Origin of the sequence: Kitasatospora sp. NPDC087861 (genome assembly GCF_044742585.1) — a bacterium.
GTDB lineage: Bacteria > Actinomycetota > Actinomycetes > Streptomycetales > Streptomycetaceae > Kitasatospora.
In genome coordinates this window covers 65,701-80,334 of record NZ_JBIUUS010000011.1, presented here as the reverse complement: position 1 = coordinate 80,334, position 14,634 = coordinate 65,701, and the positions used below count along the sequence as shown (strand labels likewise).

Here is a 14,634-nt window from a genome sequence, read left to right as displayed (position 1 = left end):
ATTCCTGCGCGGGCTCCGTGGCCGGACGCCCCGGAGCCGGGAGCCGGAACACCACGCAGAGCCGCTCGGGGCAACCGACCGAACCACGCCGCCGGCGGTGCTGGATCCCGTACGGGCCGGGCACCGCTCGCCGAGACGGTCACGTTCGTCGAGGGTTGGCACTACAAGAGGGATAGCGCTGCAAGGCACATATTGGACACCAGTCGTCGAAAGAAGGTGCATGCCATGAAGGTCGCAGTCATCGGCGGAACCGGGCTGATCGGGTCACGGGTCGTGAAGAACCTGAACGCTGCCGGGCACCAGGCCGTACCGCACTCCCTGTCCACGGGCGTGGACATCATCACGGGCCGGGGGCTGGAGGCGGCCGTGGCGGGCGCCGACGTCGTCGTCAACCTGACGAATTCCCCGACCTTCGACGACGCCTCGCCCGCCTTCTTCCGGACCTCGATGGACAACCTGCTCGCCGCGAGCCGGAAGGGCGGGGTCGGGCACTTCGTCATCCTCTCGATCGTCGGCGTGGACCAGGTGCCCGATCTGGACTACTACCGGGCGAAGGTGCTTCAGGAGGAGATCCTCAAGGCCGGACCGATCCCGTACTCCATCGTCCGCGCCACGCAGTTCATGGAGTTCATGGACGCGACCCTGTCCATGACCGCCGACGGCGACACCATCCGCCTGCCGCGCACGCCGATCCAGCCGATCGCCGCCTCGGATGTGGCCGGCGCGGTCGCCGAAGTCGCCGCAGGCAGCCCGCTGAACGGCGTCGTCGACATCGCGGGTCCCGACGTCTACCCCCTCGACGAACTCGGCCGGCTCACCCTGACCGCCAAGGGCGACGGACGCCGGGTCGTCACCGATGACACCGCCGGCATGTTCGCCACCGCCCACGGCGACGTCCTCACCGCCCCGACCGATGCCCGCATCGCCCCCACCCACTACACCGACTGGCTCTCCTGAACCAGCCCCCTCCACCGCAGCCGCCGAGTCGGGGGCGGATCGGACGGACCAGGACCGACACCGCCGGGACGCCGTCAGAACTACGCCAACCAGGCAACGGCCGAACACGTGAACCTGCAACCCCGCCAACCCCATCCGGCCGGCCCCGGCGGCGCGCCGACGCTTCCCGCCCCGCCGCCGGTGCAAGGCCGACTCGCACCGGGCCTGCCACGGATCGGCCGACTCCTCCGTCAGAACGCCGAGATGTGCACGCGAGGCGCCCGTGAAGGCGGGACAGGGCCAGGCCGCACGGGCCCACTCCTCGGTCACACCCGAGGAACCCGTGCGGCCGCTGTTGCGTCACGCGATCACAGCGACAGTTTGAATCCGTCGTGGCTCGCGGTGAAGCCGAGCGAGCCGTAGAAACGGTGGGCCTGGGTGCGCCGCTTGTTGCTGGTGAGCTGCACCAGTGTGCAGCCGCGGGCGCGTGCCCGGTCGATGGCCCAGGTCAGCAGCTCGCGGCCCAGGCCGACCCCGCGCCGGTCGGCGCGTACCCGCACGCCCTCGATCAGCGCACGCTCCTGGCCATGACGCCCCAGGCCAGGGATGTAGGTGAGCTGCAGACAGCCGAGAACCGTACCGTCGCCCTCGTCCAGGACCACCAGCTCGTTGCGCGCGTCGCCGTCCACGGCCTCGAAGGCTCGCGCATACGCCTCATCGACCTCGACGGTCCGGGGATCGACCACGGCTTCCTCGTCGGAGAGGAGCGCGATGATCGCGGGCAGGTCCTGCCGGGTCGCAGTACGGAAGATCACGCTGAGAGCATGCCAGCCGACCCGGCGGGCCCGAGGGCCGGCCCCGCCCCGGACCGCCGGACCCGATCAGGGGGAGGCCGACCAGCGGCGGACGGTGGCGATCAGCCGACGGGCGCGGCCGGCCCGGCCGGGCCGGCCGCTGGTGGGGTGTCAGGGCTTGAAGGAGAGCGCGAAGAGGTGGATCGCCGGTGCGTTGGGCAGCGTGACGCTCTGCACGCTCTTGCCCGGGGTCAGCGGGACGGTGTTGGAGAACACCTTGTAGCTGATGCCGTAGTTGGCCGGTCCGCCCGGGGTGTTGCGGTGGTCGGTGGTGATCGCGGTCTGCGCGCCGTACGCGTTGTCGGGGGTGCAGCACCAGTTGGGGAAGCCCAGGGTGTCCGTGGAGGTGGTTCCGTCGGTGTAGGTCACGGTGACGGGCCCGGAGGTCGCGCCGGTCTCCGCGCCGAGGAAGGCCAGTGCGCTGCCCTGGCCGGTGAGGGTGACGGCCTGGCCCGAGGCGCTCACGTTGTCGGGGGTGCCGGGCGCCGAGGCGGGCCAGGTGAAGCTCAGGCCGTTGGCGGTGACGGTGGATCCGGGGCTCACCCCGACCTTGGCCAGCGCGTCGGCGGAGTAACTGTCACCGGTGGAGTCGAAGTCGCCCGGGGCGGGGTCGCTCTCCTTCGTCACGCCGACGTTGTTGAAGGCTGCCGCGAGGCCGGGGTAGGGGACGGTGGTGGTGAGCGTCAGCGGGCCGCTGGCCGATCCCGCGCCGGCCGCGCCCGCGCGGTAGGTGGCGGTGGCGGTGATCGTGGAGACGGTGGTGCCGGGCGCGGCCTTGGGCGCGGTCACGGTGACGGTGGCCGAGGCGCTGGCGCCGGGACGCACCCGCTTCAGGTCCGCGCTCGCGGGAGAGACCCGCCAGCCCTGGGGCGCCGTCACGGACAGCCGGGTGTCGGACAGGCCGGTGGAACCGAGGTCGGTGAGGCTGACCTGGTAGGTGCCGGGCGCAGCGGGAGTGCTGACGTCCTTCCAGGTGATCGCGGTGGCGGGCTGCACCTGGTCGGTGCCTCCGGCGCGGACCCGGTACAGCACCGTGGCGTGCGGCGGGACGTCGGCGGAGATGGTGCCGGTGCTCTGGGTGACGTTCTTGGTCACCAGGTCCTGGAGCCGGTACGAGGAGGCGTGGGCCAGGCCCGCGGCGGCGGCCGTGGTGGTGATCGTCTGCGCGGAGTCGGAGGAGTTGAACAGCGCCACGGCCCGGTCGCCGTTGGCCAGCGGCCGGGACAGGACGTGGTAGCCGCTGCCCTGCTGGACGATGCGGCCCTGGACGCCCAGCGCATCCTGGTCCACGGCGATCACGTCCGCGTTGCCGAGCACCGCCAGCGCGTCGGCGGACAGGTGGCTCAGGTCGGTGCTGGAGATCAGCGGCGCCGCCATCACCGACCACAGCGACATCTGGCTCTGGATCTCGTCACGGGTCAGGCCCGCGTCACCGGCGAGCAGGAAGTCGGGGTCGTTCCAGCGCCCGGGGCTCTGCAGGTCGGCCAGGCCGACGTTGTAGCCGTAGTTGTAGGTGATCGCGTTCCACTTCGCCGCGCCGCTCTCCTGGCCGAGCGCGGTGTCCGCGCCCTCGCGCCACAGGTTGCCGACCTGCGCCGACCAGCCGATGACGGTGCGCCAGTCGGCCCCGCCCTCGAAGTAGGCCGGGGCGGACACCGAGTAGACCATCGGGCGGCCGGTGTTCAGCATCGCCCGGCTCATCGCCGCGTAGGCGTCGTGGTAGGTCTGCTCGCTGGTCTGTCCCGCGATGTCGGGCACGTTGCAGCCGTCGAGTTTCACGTAGTCCACGCCCCAGGCGGCGAAGAGGTCGGCGTCCTGCTGCCAGTGGTTCAGGGAGCCGGGGTAACCGCCGCAGGTGGCGGTGCCGGCGTCCTCGTAGATCCCGAACTTCAGCCCGAGCGCGTGGATCTGGGCGCCGACGTAGTCCATGCCGTGCGGGAACTTGACGGGGTCGGAGACCAGTGTGCCGGAGGCGTCGCGGCTGTGGGCCATCCAGCAGTCGTCGGTGGTGACGGTGTCGTAGCCCTTGGCGGCCAGACCGCTGCTGACCAGCGCGCGGGCGTTGTCGAGGATCACCTTCTCGTCGATGCCGCACTGGTAGTAGGACCAGTCGTTCCAGCCCATGGGCGGCGTCGGGGCGTAGTTCGGGTACTGGGCCGCCGCGCCGGCCGAGCCCGCGCTGGAGGCGACGGCTGGGGCAGGGGCGGCGGTGGCGGTGGGGGCCGTCACTAGCAGTCCTGCGGACGCGGTGGCGAGCGCGCAGGTGCCGGCGAGAGCAGCACGCAGTCGCCGGGCGATGGGGGGAGCCATGGGCAACCTCATAGTGTCGGTTGAGCCTCGGATGGAGCGGCCGGTCCGGACAGCCGAGAGCGTTTCTACGCTCTGCTGCTCACAGTTGACAATAGGTCAGTCAAAATAAGCAGAAATGAACATCCATGGACGGGCAAACACGCAGCCGAGCGCCGCGCGGTGACGCGGCTCGGGCTCAGCGACGGGCTCAGCGACGGGCGAGGGAGAGGGCGATGGCGCGGGCGATCGGCTGGCCCGTGCAGGACTCGAAGTAGCTGAAGGCCGGGCTGGGGTTGACCTCGAAGCAGTAGACCTCGCCGTCGTCGGCCAGCAACAGGTCGATGCCGGCGAGGGCCAGCCCGAGCCGTTCGGCCAGGAGCAGGCAGCGCTCGGCCAGGTCGTCGGGCAGCTGCCACGGGGAGAGGTCGGCCCGGCCGCCGTCGCGGTGGGCGTAGCGGTAGTCGACGCGGTCGGTCTCGATCCGGGTGGCGAACACCTCGCCGGGGACGGTGTGCACCCGGATGTCGGCGCCCTTGACGTACCGCTGGAACTGCACCGGGCAGGCGCGGATGAGCGGCAGCCGGTCGATCGCGGCGGCGTCGAGGGGCTGGACGATGGAGCGCAGGCAGCTGATCGACTCGTAGACCAGTTCGCCGTGGCGCGCCCGGAACTCGTGGACGAGCTCGGGGTCGTTGGTGACCAGGGTCTCCGGCACCCGGAATCCGGCCTCCCGGATGAGCTGCGCCTGATAGGGCTTGGACAGGTTCGACGCCATCGCCTCCGCCCGGTTCATCACGCACCCCGGGGCGAGGTCGATCCACATGCTCAGGGCCGCGTGCCAGGACCGGCAGTGCCGCTCGACGTCCCCGCCCGCGTCGCGCAGTTCGGGCAGGCGGCGCCAGTCCATCAGCCGGGAGTAGATGCCGGTCACCTCGGCGCAGTCGACGGATCGGCCGTTCAGGCCCAGCCGACCCCGGATCCCGGTGCCGCTGACCTCGATCTCGAACGGCAGGTCCGCGAAGCGTCGTTGGTGGAGGACGGTGTAGGGCAGTGCGAGGCCGTCGAGTTCGGCGGTGACCCGGGCGATCGGCGACTCGCTCGCGATGCCGCAGACGGTGATCACCGGAAGGCCGCCGGCAGCGCGGTGAGGCGGTCGAGCAGGCGGTCCAGGAACGCGTCACCGCCGAGGCGGAGGTCGGGCATCGGGTCCGCTCCCCCGAAGACCGTCCGGTGGCCGCCGTCGCGACGCAGGTCGATCCCCAGCAGGTCGGTCCCGGCGAGCCGCGCGAGCCGGACGCACGCCTGCGCGTACTCGTCCGGAACCCGCGCACCGAAGACCTGCTCGCCGAGCACCAGCACGCGGCCTTCGTCGGGCCCCGGCGGTGGCGGCTCCCGTTCCGAGCGGTTCGACAGTCGCACCGGCGCCGCCGGCAGCCCCGCCCGAGCCGCGAGCACGGTCCACTCCGCGGGCGGCCGCCACGCGCCCGAAAGTCCGGTCGCACAGGGGCGGTTGACCGCGACCGGGGCGAGGCACCCGAGCAGGCTGAGCAGGAGCGCGCCCAACTCCTCCCGCGCGTAGCCGGCGTCGGCCTCGGTGGCGAACGCGAGCGCCCCGACCCGGGCGTAGCCCGCCCGGTTGAGCACGCCGTCGACGTCGCGGCTGGCCAGGACGCGCCCGTCCGGCAGGTCGACCTCGAAGCTCGCGCCGGACTCGTCGACGCGGTGCACCGACCGTGCCGAGAAGAGCAGGTCCCCGGGGGAGAGCAGTTCCAGCGGGGCCAGTCCGCGCCGCCGCAGCCCCGCGTACGCCCACATCCCCGCGAGGTCGCCGGGGTCACAGAGCACGAGCCACATGGGGCGCCTACTCCCCGCTCGTCCGCTCGTCGGGGTCCTCGTCGCGCAGGGCGCTGTCCGACGGATCCCGGGTCCAGGACGCGCTCGCGACCTGCTGCCCGTTCTCGTCCGCGATGGCCGCCGTGGCCGGGCTCTGCGGGACGAGGGTGATCGGCCCCGTGCCCGCCCGGAGTTCGGCGGCCGGCGGGGCTACTTGCCGGCGGCCGCCATGGAGGCGACCGCTTCCGCCACGCTGGCCCGGTAGATGCCCATCTGGGGGTTCAGGACCCGCGCGTCGCCGTTGAGCGGGAAGTTCCGGGTGTTCGCGAGGGGCATGTTGGTGCCCTCGTCGTCGACCAGCACGTTGAGCTCGTTGATGCCGGGGGCGGTGCCGGTGGTGGCGCCGCTCGGGTCGAGGTCGATCACGGCGTAGGCGCTCTGGCCCGCCGGGACGGGGAACCGCAAGGTGCCGCTGGCGAGTATCGGCTTGATGTTGTTGCTCTGGTCGCGGGCGGTGGAGTTGCCCAGGTCGACCCCCGGGGTGGAGCTCAGACTGCAGGCGGTCGCACCGGTGTTGTGCACCTCGATCACCCGCTGGCTGGGTGCCCCGGCGCGTGCCGTCACGTGGATCGAGAGGTTGCCGATGTCGCACGGGTGGGCGCCGGCCGCGGCACTCCCGCCGTCGGGCCGGGCGCTGCTCGACGGGCTCGCGCCGGACGGCGTACGCGCCGCGTGCGGAGCGGTGGGCGATGCCGCTCCCGTGGCCGGTGCGCCCGCTGCGGGAGCACCGGCGGTCGGGCTGCCCGCCCGCGACGGCGCGGCGGCCACCGTGGCGGGCGAGGCGGCCGTCGTGCCGCCGGCCGAGTCGGCGTTGTCGGGCCCGCAGGCGGTCAATGCGAGCCCCGCCCCGGCCACGAGGACGGCGGAGACGAGCAGCGGGCGACGACGGCGGACGGACATGGTGGCTCCTCGGTGGCGGTGTGTGCTGACTGCGTGGACACACCAGAGGACGGTCGGCCGACGGCTTTCGGTGGCAGGCGTGGCGTCACAATCGTCAGGACAACATGAGGATCGGACTGTGACATTCAGTCAGGTGCTGCGGGGTTGACACGGCGCACTCCGGGCTCGCCACCCTGCCTCCGGCTCTAGGGGCTGTCCCGGACGGGCGGTTGCGCTCGACCGGGCTCTGCGGCGGGAGGGTTCCCGCGGGGAAGACGGGCGCCCCGTGGCGGCTCGGGCGAACCCGGAGCCGCCACGGGGCGGGCCCTGCCGATCGTCACCGGACCGGCGCGGTCCCCGGCCGGTGCGACCGGAGAGCGGTGCTCAGTTGAGGACCAGGACGTCGGTGCGCATCCGCAGCGGGCTGCTCCAGCCGATGTTGATCTTGAACGTCACCACGCCGTTGCCGGGGGCGATGCTCGACACCTGGAAGGGCGCCGCGCCGACGAACCGGTTCCCGTTGCCGTCGATCTCGGAGGCCGTGATGACGACCGTCGAGTCGATCCCGATGGCGTTCCAGGCGATCTGGAGGTTGAACGTCCCGTTCCCCGGGGTCCACGTCCACCAACCCCGCCACACGGCGCCGACGTTGCCGCCGATCGCCGCGAGGCTCTGGTCCCGTTCGGCGGCCTGCGAACTGTTCGCGATCCGCGGCACCTCGGTGCTGGAAGATTCGGCTGCAGTCATGACGACTCCCCTCGCCCCGGGAGAGCTCCCACGAACTCCCCGAATACGTTGAGTGTCCGACAATGTGCGCAGAGTAACAATCACTCGTTCGAGTGAACTCCGGCGCGTCGCCACGCCATCCACGCGACCACCGACCACGGTGCCCGAGCCGGCCATCGCCGCTGAAGGACCGGGCCGGTACCGCGCGGTCCCGCACCCCCTGCTTCGGCCCCTGTTGACGGCGCATCGGCTCCCACTGCCGGCACGCCCCGCGCGACCGCGCCCCGGTTTCCCCGTCAAGTGGCCTGCGCCACCGTACGGTTTATCGTCATGCGCAAAGAGGTAGCGTTCGTCCGTCTGGCAACGGTCGGCACGCGAAACGGGGGAGCGGTGCGCGGGACGGAGGAACGGTGAGCGGGATTCTCGTCCACCTGCCGGAGGGGAACGGCGAGGACGCGGTGACCTTGCGGCTCGGCCCGGGAGAGCGGGCGCGCTTCGGCCGCGGCTCCGCCGGCACGCCGGTGGAGCTCCGACTCGGCGACGAGACGGTCTCCCGGCTCGCCGGCGAGATCCACGCGACCGACGACCACTGGCAGTTGAGCAACCTCAGCAGCACCCACGCCTACCTGGTGGAGAACCCGGAGGGTGCCGGCGAGTACCTGCGGGTGCCGCCGCGGCGGATCGGCGCACCGATCCCGTTCGAGTTCTCCCGGGTGGTGCTGCCCTCGCGGCGTGAAACGCCGCTGTCCTTCCAGGTGTTCGCACCCGACCACGTCTACCTGGACCCGCACGCCCGCGGCGCCGGCTCCTGGGAGAGCCGCACCATGACGGCGTACTCGCTGGACGAGACCGCCACCTACTTCCTGGTCCTGGTCGCGCTCTGCGAACCGTGGCTGCGCGACCGGTCCCCCGCCGCCGTGCCCACCACCCCCCAGGTGGTCGCGCGGCTGCGTGGCCACCCCGCCTGCGCCCGGCTCACCGCCCGCGCGGTCAGCTCGCACCTCGACTACCTCGCCGACGAGAAACTCCGTATCGACATGCCCGGCGACGCGGGCCGCGCGGACCGCCGCAACGGCAAACGCGAGGCCGTCGTCGGAATCGCCCTGAAGTTCGGCATCGTCCGCGAGGAGCACCTCGCGCTCCTGCCGCGCCCCGAAGCCGCCGAGCCCGGACGATAGGGAGAGGCTCCGATGGTGCACGATCTGGCCTTCTGTGGGGACGGCGAGGAGCTGCTGCCGCCCGGCCACCGGGTCGGCGAGTGGACCGTCACCGGGCCCATCGGCGAGGGCGGTTGGGCGACCGTCTACGCCGCCCGCCGGGCCGAGGGCACTGCTGGTTCGGACGGCGCCGACGGGGTGGACGACACGATCGCCCTCAAGGTGCTGCCGACCGCCGGACTCGCCCCCCGCCAGGCCCGCCAGGTCGCCGAAGCCGCCCACCGTGAAGCCGAGTTGGCCCGCACCGCCCCGCACCCCCGGCTGGTCCGCCTGCTCGACACCCTCACCCTGGCCGCCCCCGACCGCCCCGCGCTCGACGGCGCGATCGTCCTGGTCATGGAGCGTGCCCGGTGCACCCTGCGCGACCTGCTCGCCACCGGCGTCGACGAGGCCCGGGGCGCCCGGATCATCGCCGGCATCTGCGAGGGCCTGGCCCACCTGCACCGCTCCGGCTGGGTCCACACCGACCTCAAACCCGAGAACGTCCTCATCGGCCGGGACGGCGAGGTCCGCCTCTCCGACTTCGGCCTCGCCATCGAACTCACCGGCACCCACGGCCACTGCGCGCCCATGGGCACCCCCGACTACCTCCCGCCGGAGCGCTGGAAGGCACCGCTCGGCGAACACGGCGTCAAGATCCGCACCACCGCCGACATCTGGGCGCTCGGCATCGTGATCCACGAGGTGTTCGCCGCCGGCGTCCCGCCCTTCCCCGGCGCCACCCCCACCGCCCGCAACGCCGCCGCCCAGCAGTACGCCGAAGGCCGCGCCGCCCTGCGCCTGGCCCCCGCCGTCCCCCCGTTCTGGCGCGCCCTCGCCGCCGACTGCCTCGCCCCCACCCACGCCGCCCGCGCCCCGCACACCGCCGAAAGCCTGCTCGCCCGGATCCGCGCCCACCAGTCCGGCCGCCGCCCACGCCGGCCACGGCCGCGCACCGCCCTGCTCGCCCTCGCCGCCTGCGCCACGGCCGCCGTCACCGCCACCGCCCTCTGGCCGCGCCCCGACCCGGCCGCACACCCCGCCCGCATCCGGGTCTTCAACGCCGAACGCGGCTGCCAGGACCGCACCGACCGCGATCCCCGGTGCAGCCTCGGTCTCGCCGTCGACCCCCTGCGTCCCTACACCGCCGAGAACGTCATCCCCACGCGCGTCTGGAACAACGACACCCTCGACGCCGACTGCCAACTCCCCACCGGCCTGCCCGTCATCAACGAGGAAGACCTCACCTCCACCGTCTGGTACCGCATCCACCTCCCCGGCCCCACCACCGCCTGGCTCCCCGCCGTCCGCACCAAGGACCGCCCCACCCTCCTCCGCTGCCCCTGACCTGCACGGGGAACTCCCGGGTGGACCGGAGTCAGTGGACCGTCCGGGGGCGAGGATCACAGCGTCGTACCGGGTGTTGCTCACAGGCGCGCGCCGGTCCATCGGGGACCGTCGCGCGTGCTACTCCGGATCGTTCCGGATTCCCTGCCCGGCGCTCCCCTCACTACCTTGTCGACGGCGTCCGCCAGACCGGCCGGCCCAGAGCACAGGGAGCAGCGATGCCGACGACCGCCACCACCAGCCGGCCGAGCGTCGCCGTGCTCGGGCATCAAGAGCGCAAGGTGCTCCACGCGGTCGGCTGCGGCCTGCGGGACGACGAGATCGCCGCCGCCCTTGCCGTCTCCGAGGACGCCGTCGCCGGACACCTCGCGCGAATCCTCGTGAAACTCGGGCTGCGCGACCGGGCCGCCGCCATCGTCCACGCCTTCGACTGCGGACTGGTCTCCCCCGGCTGCGGCCCCCGTACGCAGGTGGCGAGCCCGGTGCCGCGCAGCGCCGCCGACCGAGCGGCCGGACCGAAGGTGCAGATCTCCGTGCTCGGACCGCTGCGGGCATGGCAGGACGGGCGGTCCCTGGACCTGGGGCATCTGCGCCAGCAGGCCGTACTGGCGGTGCTGGCGCTGCGCGGGGGGCGCACCGTCAGCCAGCAGGAACTGCTCGACGGGGCATGGGGGTTGGAGCAGCCGGTCACGAACGTGGTGCCGGTCCACATCTACCGGCTGCGCAAGATCCTGCGCATCGGGGACAGCCCGGACTCGGTGATCGAGCACGACCGGTGTGGCTACCGGCTGGTCTCCGGCGCGGCCGAAGTGGACCTGGCGCGCATGGAGAACCTGGTCGCCGACGCCGGAACGGCCCATCGGGCGGGCGACCCGACCGAGGCGGTCCGCCTCTGTTCCCAGGCGCTGGACCTGTTTCGCGGGGAGCTCCTGGCCGGCCTGCCCGGCCCGCTCGCCGAGCTGGAGCGGCTGCGGCTCGCCGAGCGCAGGATCGCCGTCGCACAACGGAAGGTGGAATGGCAGCTGCGGCTGGGCCAGTACTCCGAGGCGATCGCCGAGTTGTTCGCCCTGTCCGCGGAGCACCCCCTGAACGAGCTGGTGGCCGCGCTGCTGATGCGTGCGCTGTACCGCAGCGGCCGACAGGCGGACGCCTTGGCCGTGTTCGACCGCGCCCGCCGCCGTCTGGCCGACGACCTGGGGGTTCCTCCGAGTCGGATGCTGCGGCGGACGCACCAGATGATTCTGCGCGGGGACGAAGCCGGCCTCGGCCTCACCGGAGCCACCCGGTGACCGGGCCGACAGCCGTCGGGGCACGCCGGAGACCATGGTCGGAGTTCCGGCGTGCCCGCACGTTGAACGCGGTCACATGAGGGAGGGCCGACGACACCCCGATGAAGAGACCGCGATCACACGTCATCCCGAGCGGCGCAAACAGATCACCACCTGTCGGTGGCCGGATGGTCCCGGCCACCGACAGGTGGTGAAGGGGTTCGGCCACGGACTCGGCCGACCGGCGTTCCGTGGTTACCAGGGGTACCAGGCGCCGTTGTACCACTGCTCGTTGGCACTGTCGTTGTGGTGATCCATGTTGAAGTCTTCGGGGTAGTTCTTGACGTGGTTGTTCGGGTAGGTCCAGATACCGGCGGACTCGTCGCAGACGTAGTCCCAGTGGCAGATCGTCTTGACGGGCACGTTGCCGAAGAACCTGTCGGCACCGGCGAGCGGAGCGCCGATGATGCCGCCGAACGGCACCGCTCCGCCATTGGCACCGGGAGGGCCCTGGCGCTTGGGGTCCGCGACGAGGATGGCGTTGACGTTGTCGAAGGTCTGCCAGTTCTCGGTGACCCAGACGTGCACCACCCCGGCCCCCAGGGAGTACCCGGCCATCTTGACGTGCTGGCCGGGGCACGCGGCGCGCTGGTCGCGGACCAGCCGGTTCAGCTCGTTGACGCCTGCCCGCGTGCTCGCACCGTTGGGAATCTGGGTGGGATAGCCGACGTGCTGCTGGATGTTGCCGTAGAAGCCGTCGTTGTTCCACGAGCTGCCGGTGCCCCCGACAACGATCGTGTAGGTGCCCTCGCACGGAGCAGCCACGCGTGTGGTGGCCCCCTGTGCCGTGGCCCCCTGTGCCGCTGTCAGCCCGACCGTCAGCAGAAGTCCGGCTGACGCGGCCGCGATCCTTCGTGCTCGCATTCGATCCTCCCCACGCAGTTGGCCCACGCGTCCGCGCTCCGATGCGGTACGCGGTCGGCCAAGGTCACAGGACGACAGTGACAGCGACCGATGACAACCCGATGAAGTCCACCGTCCAGGCCGGCCGGCTGCACGACGCCGTCGCCTGGCGCGGCGACGGCATCATCCCGGGGATGTAAACCCCTGGGCCAATGCGCGCGACCGGGAGATCAATCGGTGGGCCGATGCGTCCGACTGACGGTGCGTGACACCGTTCCGGGCATGGACACCACCACGTTCACCACCCCGTCCGCCGGACTGAGCCGTCGTCACATGCTGGGCTCCGCACTGGCCTTGGGCGTCGCCACCCCGCTCGGCCTGGCCACCACCGCCCGGGCGGCGGCGCCGACCGCACCCTCCGCCGGGGACGGAGGCACCGCTCCCGCCCCCGGGCGGCTCACCCTGCCCGAACCCACCGGGCCGCACCCGGTCGGCACCGTCGCCCTGCACCTGCGCGACACCTCCCGCCCGGACCCGATCGCCGGCGCCGGCCACTACCGCGAGCTGATGGCGAGCGTCTGGTACCCCGCCCGGAACGCCGATGACCGCCCGCTCGCCCCCTGGATGGCCGACGGCGCCCTGCGCGCCTTCCTGGACGACGCCGGCTTCCCGCTCCCGCTCTCCCTCGCCCCGCTCACCTCGGGCCACCTGAGCGCGCCCGTCCACCGCTTCGGCCACCGCCTGCCCGTCGTCGTCTACTCGCACGGTGCGGGCAGCCACCGGGGCGACCACACGATCGTCGTCCAGGAACTCGCCAGCCGCGGCTACGTCGTGGTCACCGTCGACCACACCTACGACGGCGTCACCCAGTTCCCCGACGGCCGCGTCGTCACCCGGGCCGACGTGGACCGCGACCACATCCTCTCCCCGCACGACTACGCCGCCGACCTGCTCTTCATACTCGACCGCGTCCAGGACCTCGCTGCCGGGCGCAACCCCGACGTCGACGGCCAGGCCCTCCCCGACGGCCTGCTCGGCGCCCTGGACCCGCTCGACATCGGCATGTTCGGCTGGTCGAAGGGCGGCACCGCCACCGCCCTCACCATGGTCGCCGACCCCCGGGTCCGCGCCGGACTGAGCCTCGACGGCCCGATGCAGTGCCGGCCGGCCATCACCACCGACCTGGACCGGCCGTTCCTGATGATGACCGCCGTCTTCACCCGGGCCCAGGACCCGGCGGCCGCCGAGTTCTGGACCCACCTGCGCGGCTGGCGGCGCACCATCCAGGCCGACGGCGCCGTCCACTCCTCGTACGGCGACAACATGACGCTGATCCCGCAGGCGGCGAAGCTGCTCGGGATCAGCGACCAGCAGGTCCAGCAGATGGTCGGCACCCTCGACCCGGCCCGCGGCGTGCTCATCCAGCAGGCCTACCCGGCAGCCTTCTTCGACCTCCACCTGCGCCACCGCCGCGGGAACCTCCTCGACGGGCCGTCACCCCGGTTCCCCGAGGTCGCGTTCCTGCCGTGAGCCCGCCGGGCGGCCGCCACGGGGGTGCGGCCGCCCACCCGGCGCTCAGAGCTGCGGCGTGCGGTGAAAGGAGATCAGCAGCCGCCAGACCTGGTGGGCGATCCGCTCCGGGCCCGCCTCGATCCGGCCGTGCAGCCAGTCCCCGAGCCCGCCGGTGAAGGCGCCGGCCACGGCGGCGGCCACCAGATCCGGTTCCGGGGCCCCCGCGAGAGCCCGCTCGGTACGGCTGCGCTCGCGCAGGTCGCGGGTGAGCACCAGGCCCAGCGGGCCTCCGCCGCCCGGGGCCAGCAGGGCACGGTAGAGCGGGGCGTGCGGGGCCAGTTCGGCGAAGAACCCGGTGAGCGCGGGCGGCGGGACGGCCGGGTCGGGCACGCCGCGCCAGGCGTGCAGGGCGTCCACGGCCGCGCGGACGACGTCGGCGCAGGCGTCCACCGCGAGCGCCTCCGGGTCGGCGTAGTGCACGTAGAAGGTGGCCCGGCCGACCCCGGCCCGGCGCACCAGCGCGGCCACGTTGACCTCCGCCAACGGGCGCTCGGCGCACTCGTCCAGCAGCGTCCGGCGCAGCGCGGCCCGGGTGCGTTCGGCCCTCGGGTCCTGGGCAGCCCTGGGCTCCCGGGCGGCGCTCATCCGGCGAGCAGGACGGCGCCGAGCGCGAGCGCCCCGGGCAGCGCCTGGGCCACCAGGATGCGGCAGTTCGCGGTCGCGCCGCCGTACAGGCCGGCCACGACCACGCAGACCAGGAAGAAGAGCTGCGCCTGGTGGCCGGTCGAGCCGCCGGCGACCGGTAAGGTGCACGCCCGGGGGCCGAGAACG

At 72.8% G+C, this 14,634-nt stretch carries 13 protein-coding genes and 1 pseudogene; 5 read left to right on the top strand and 9 right to left on the bottom strand.

All coding sequences use genetic code 11. The features are described 5' to 3' along the window. The first annotated feature begins 225 nt into the window (after positions 1–225). Positions 226–957 carry an SDR family oxidoreductase gene (locus ACIOJE_RS17565; RefSeq protein ID WP_400777086.1) on the top strand — a complete coding sequence of 244 codons (732 nt, stop codon included), beginning with the start codon at positions 226–228 and terminating at the stop codon, positions 955–957. 347 nt (positions 958–1,304) lie between these two features. On the opposite strand, the gene ACIOJE_RS17560 is transcribed toward ACIOJE_RS17565, so the two are convergent. The 6 genes from ACIOJE_RS17560 to ACIOJE_RS17535 all read right to left on the bottom strand — a co-directional run bounded on the left by ACIOJE_RS17560 (position 1,305) and on the right by ACIOJE_RS17535 (position 7,598). After that, positions 1,305–1,751, bottom strand: a complete 447-nt coding sequence (locus ACIOJE_RS17560; protein WP_400777084.1) for a GNAT family N-acetyltransferase — start codon at positions 1,749–1,751, stop codon at positions 1,305–1,307. A 150-nt stretch (positions 1,752–1,901) separates the two neighbouring features. After that, entirely contained in the window at positions 1,902–4,100 is a 2,199-nt protein-coding gene (locus ACIOJE_RS17555; protein ID WP_400777082.1) for an NEW3 domain-containing protein, read from the bottom strand. Between the two features lie 187 nt (positions 4,101–4,287). After that, a complete protein-coding gene (locus ACIOJE_RS17550) occupies positions 4,288–5,202 on the bottom strand; it encodes a glutathione synthase (protein ID WP_280683045.1) in 915 nt (304 codons plus the stop codon). Continuing rightward, entirely contained in the window at positions 5,199–5,933 is a 735-nt protein-coding gene (locus tag ACIOJE_RS17545; RefSeq protein WP_280683048.1) for a hypothetical protein, read from the bottom strand. The genes ACIOJE_RS17550 and ACIOJE_RS17545 overlap by 4 nt, the downstream gene beginning before the upstream one ends. A gap of 189 nt (positions 5,934–6,122) precedes the next feature. After that, on the bottom strand, positions 6,123–6,872 hold the full coding sequence (locus tag ACIOJE_RS17540; protein WP_400777080.1) for a DUF4232 domain-containing protein: 750 nt from the start codon (positions 6,870–6,872) through the stop codon (positions 6,123–6,125). A 363-nt stretch (positions 6,873–7,235) separates the two neighbouring features. After that, the gene (locus ACIOJE_RS17535; RefSeq protein ID WP_280683051.1) at positions 7,236–7,598 is read right to left on the bottom strand and encodes a hypothetical protein; all 363 of its coding nucleotides are present in this window, start codon (positions 7,596–7,598) and stop codon (positions 7,236–7,238) included. 389 nt (positions 7,599–7,987) lie between these two features. Between ACIOJE_RS17535 and ACIOJE_RS17530 the strand changes: the two genes are divergently transcribed. From ACIOJE_RS17530 to ACIOJE_RS17520, 3 genes are all read left to right on the top strand, one after another. Beyond that, positions 7,988–8,755 carry a serine/threonine protein kinase gene (locus ACIOJE_RS17530; protein WP_280683052.1) on the top strand — a complete coding sequence of 256 codons (768 nt, stop codon included), beginning with the start codon at positions 7,988–7,990 and terminating at the stop codon, positions 8,753–8,755. Positions 8,756–8,767: 12 nt separating this feature from the next. Next, on the top strand, positions 8,768–10,120 hold the full coding sequence (locus ACIOJE_RS17525; RefSeq protein WP_400777078.1) for a serine/threonine-protein kinase: 1,353 nt from the start codon (positions 8,768–8,770) through the stop codon (positions 10,118–10,120). A 218-nt stretch (positions 10,121–10,338) separates the two neighbouring features. Then, positions 10,339–11,409: a BTAD domain-containing putative transcriptional regulator gene (locus ACIOJE_RS17520; protein ID WP_400777076.1), complete on the top strand. Its 1,071-nt coding sequence runs from the start codon at positions 10,339–10,341 to the stop codon at positions 11,407–11,409. Positions 11,410–11,643: 234 nt separating this feature from the next. On the opposite strand, the gene ACIOJE_RS17515 is transcribed toward ACIOJE_RS17520, so the two are convergent. Further along, entirely contained in the window at positions 11,644–12,312 is a 669-nt protein-coding gene (locus ACIOJE_RS17515; protein ID WP_280683057.1) for a cutinase family protein, read from the bottom strand. A 261-nt stretch (positions 12,313–12,573) separates the two neighbouring features. Between ACIOJE_RS17515 and ACIOJE_RS17510 the strand changes: the two genes are divergently transcribed. Next, a complete protein-coding gene (locus ACIOJE_RS17510) occupies positions 12,574–13,821 on the top strand; it encodes an alpha/beta hydrolase family protein (RefSeq protein ID WP_400777073.1) in 1,248 nt (415 codons plus the stop codon). A 45-nt stretch (positions 13,822–13,866) separates the two neighbouring features. Here the strand turns inward: ACIOJE_RS17510 and ACIOJE_RS17505 are convergent, their stop codons facing one another. Then, positions 13,867–14,448 carry a TetR/AcrR family transcriptional regulator gene (locus tag ACIOJE_RS17505; RefSeq protein WP_400777072.1) on the bottom strand — a complete coding sequence of 194 codons (582 nt, stop codon included), beginning with the start codon at positions 14,446–14,448 and terminating at the stop codon, positions 13,867–13,869. After that, positions 14,445–14,603 (bottom strand): annotated as a pseudogene (locus tag ACIOJE_RS17500) (DUF1304 family protein); the annotation flags it as partial. The gene ACIOJE_RS17505 and the pseudogene ACIOJE_RS17500, both read right to left, overlap by 4 nt. Positions 14,604–14,634 lie beyond the last annotated feature (31 nt).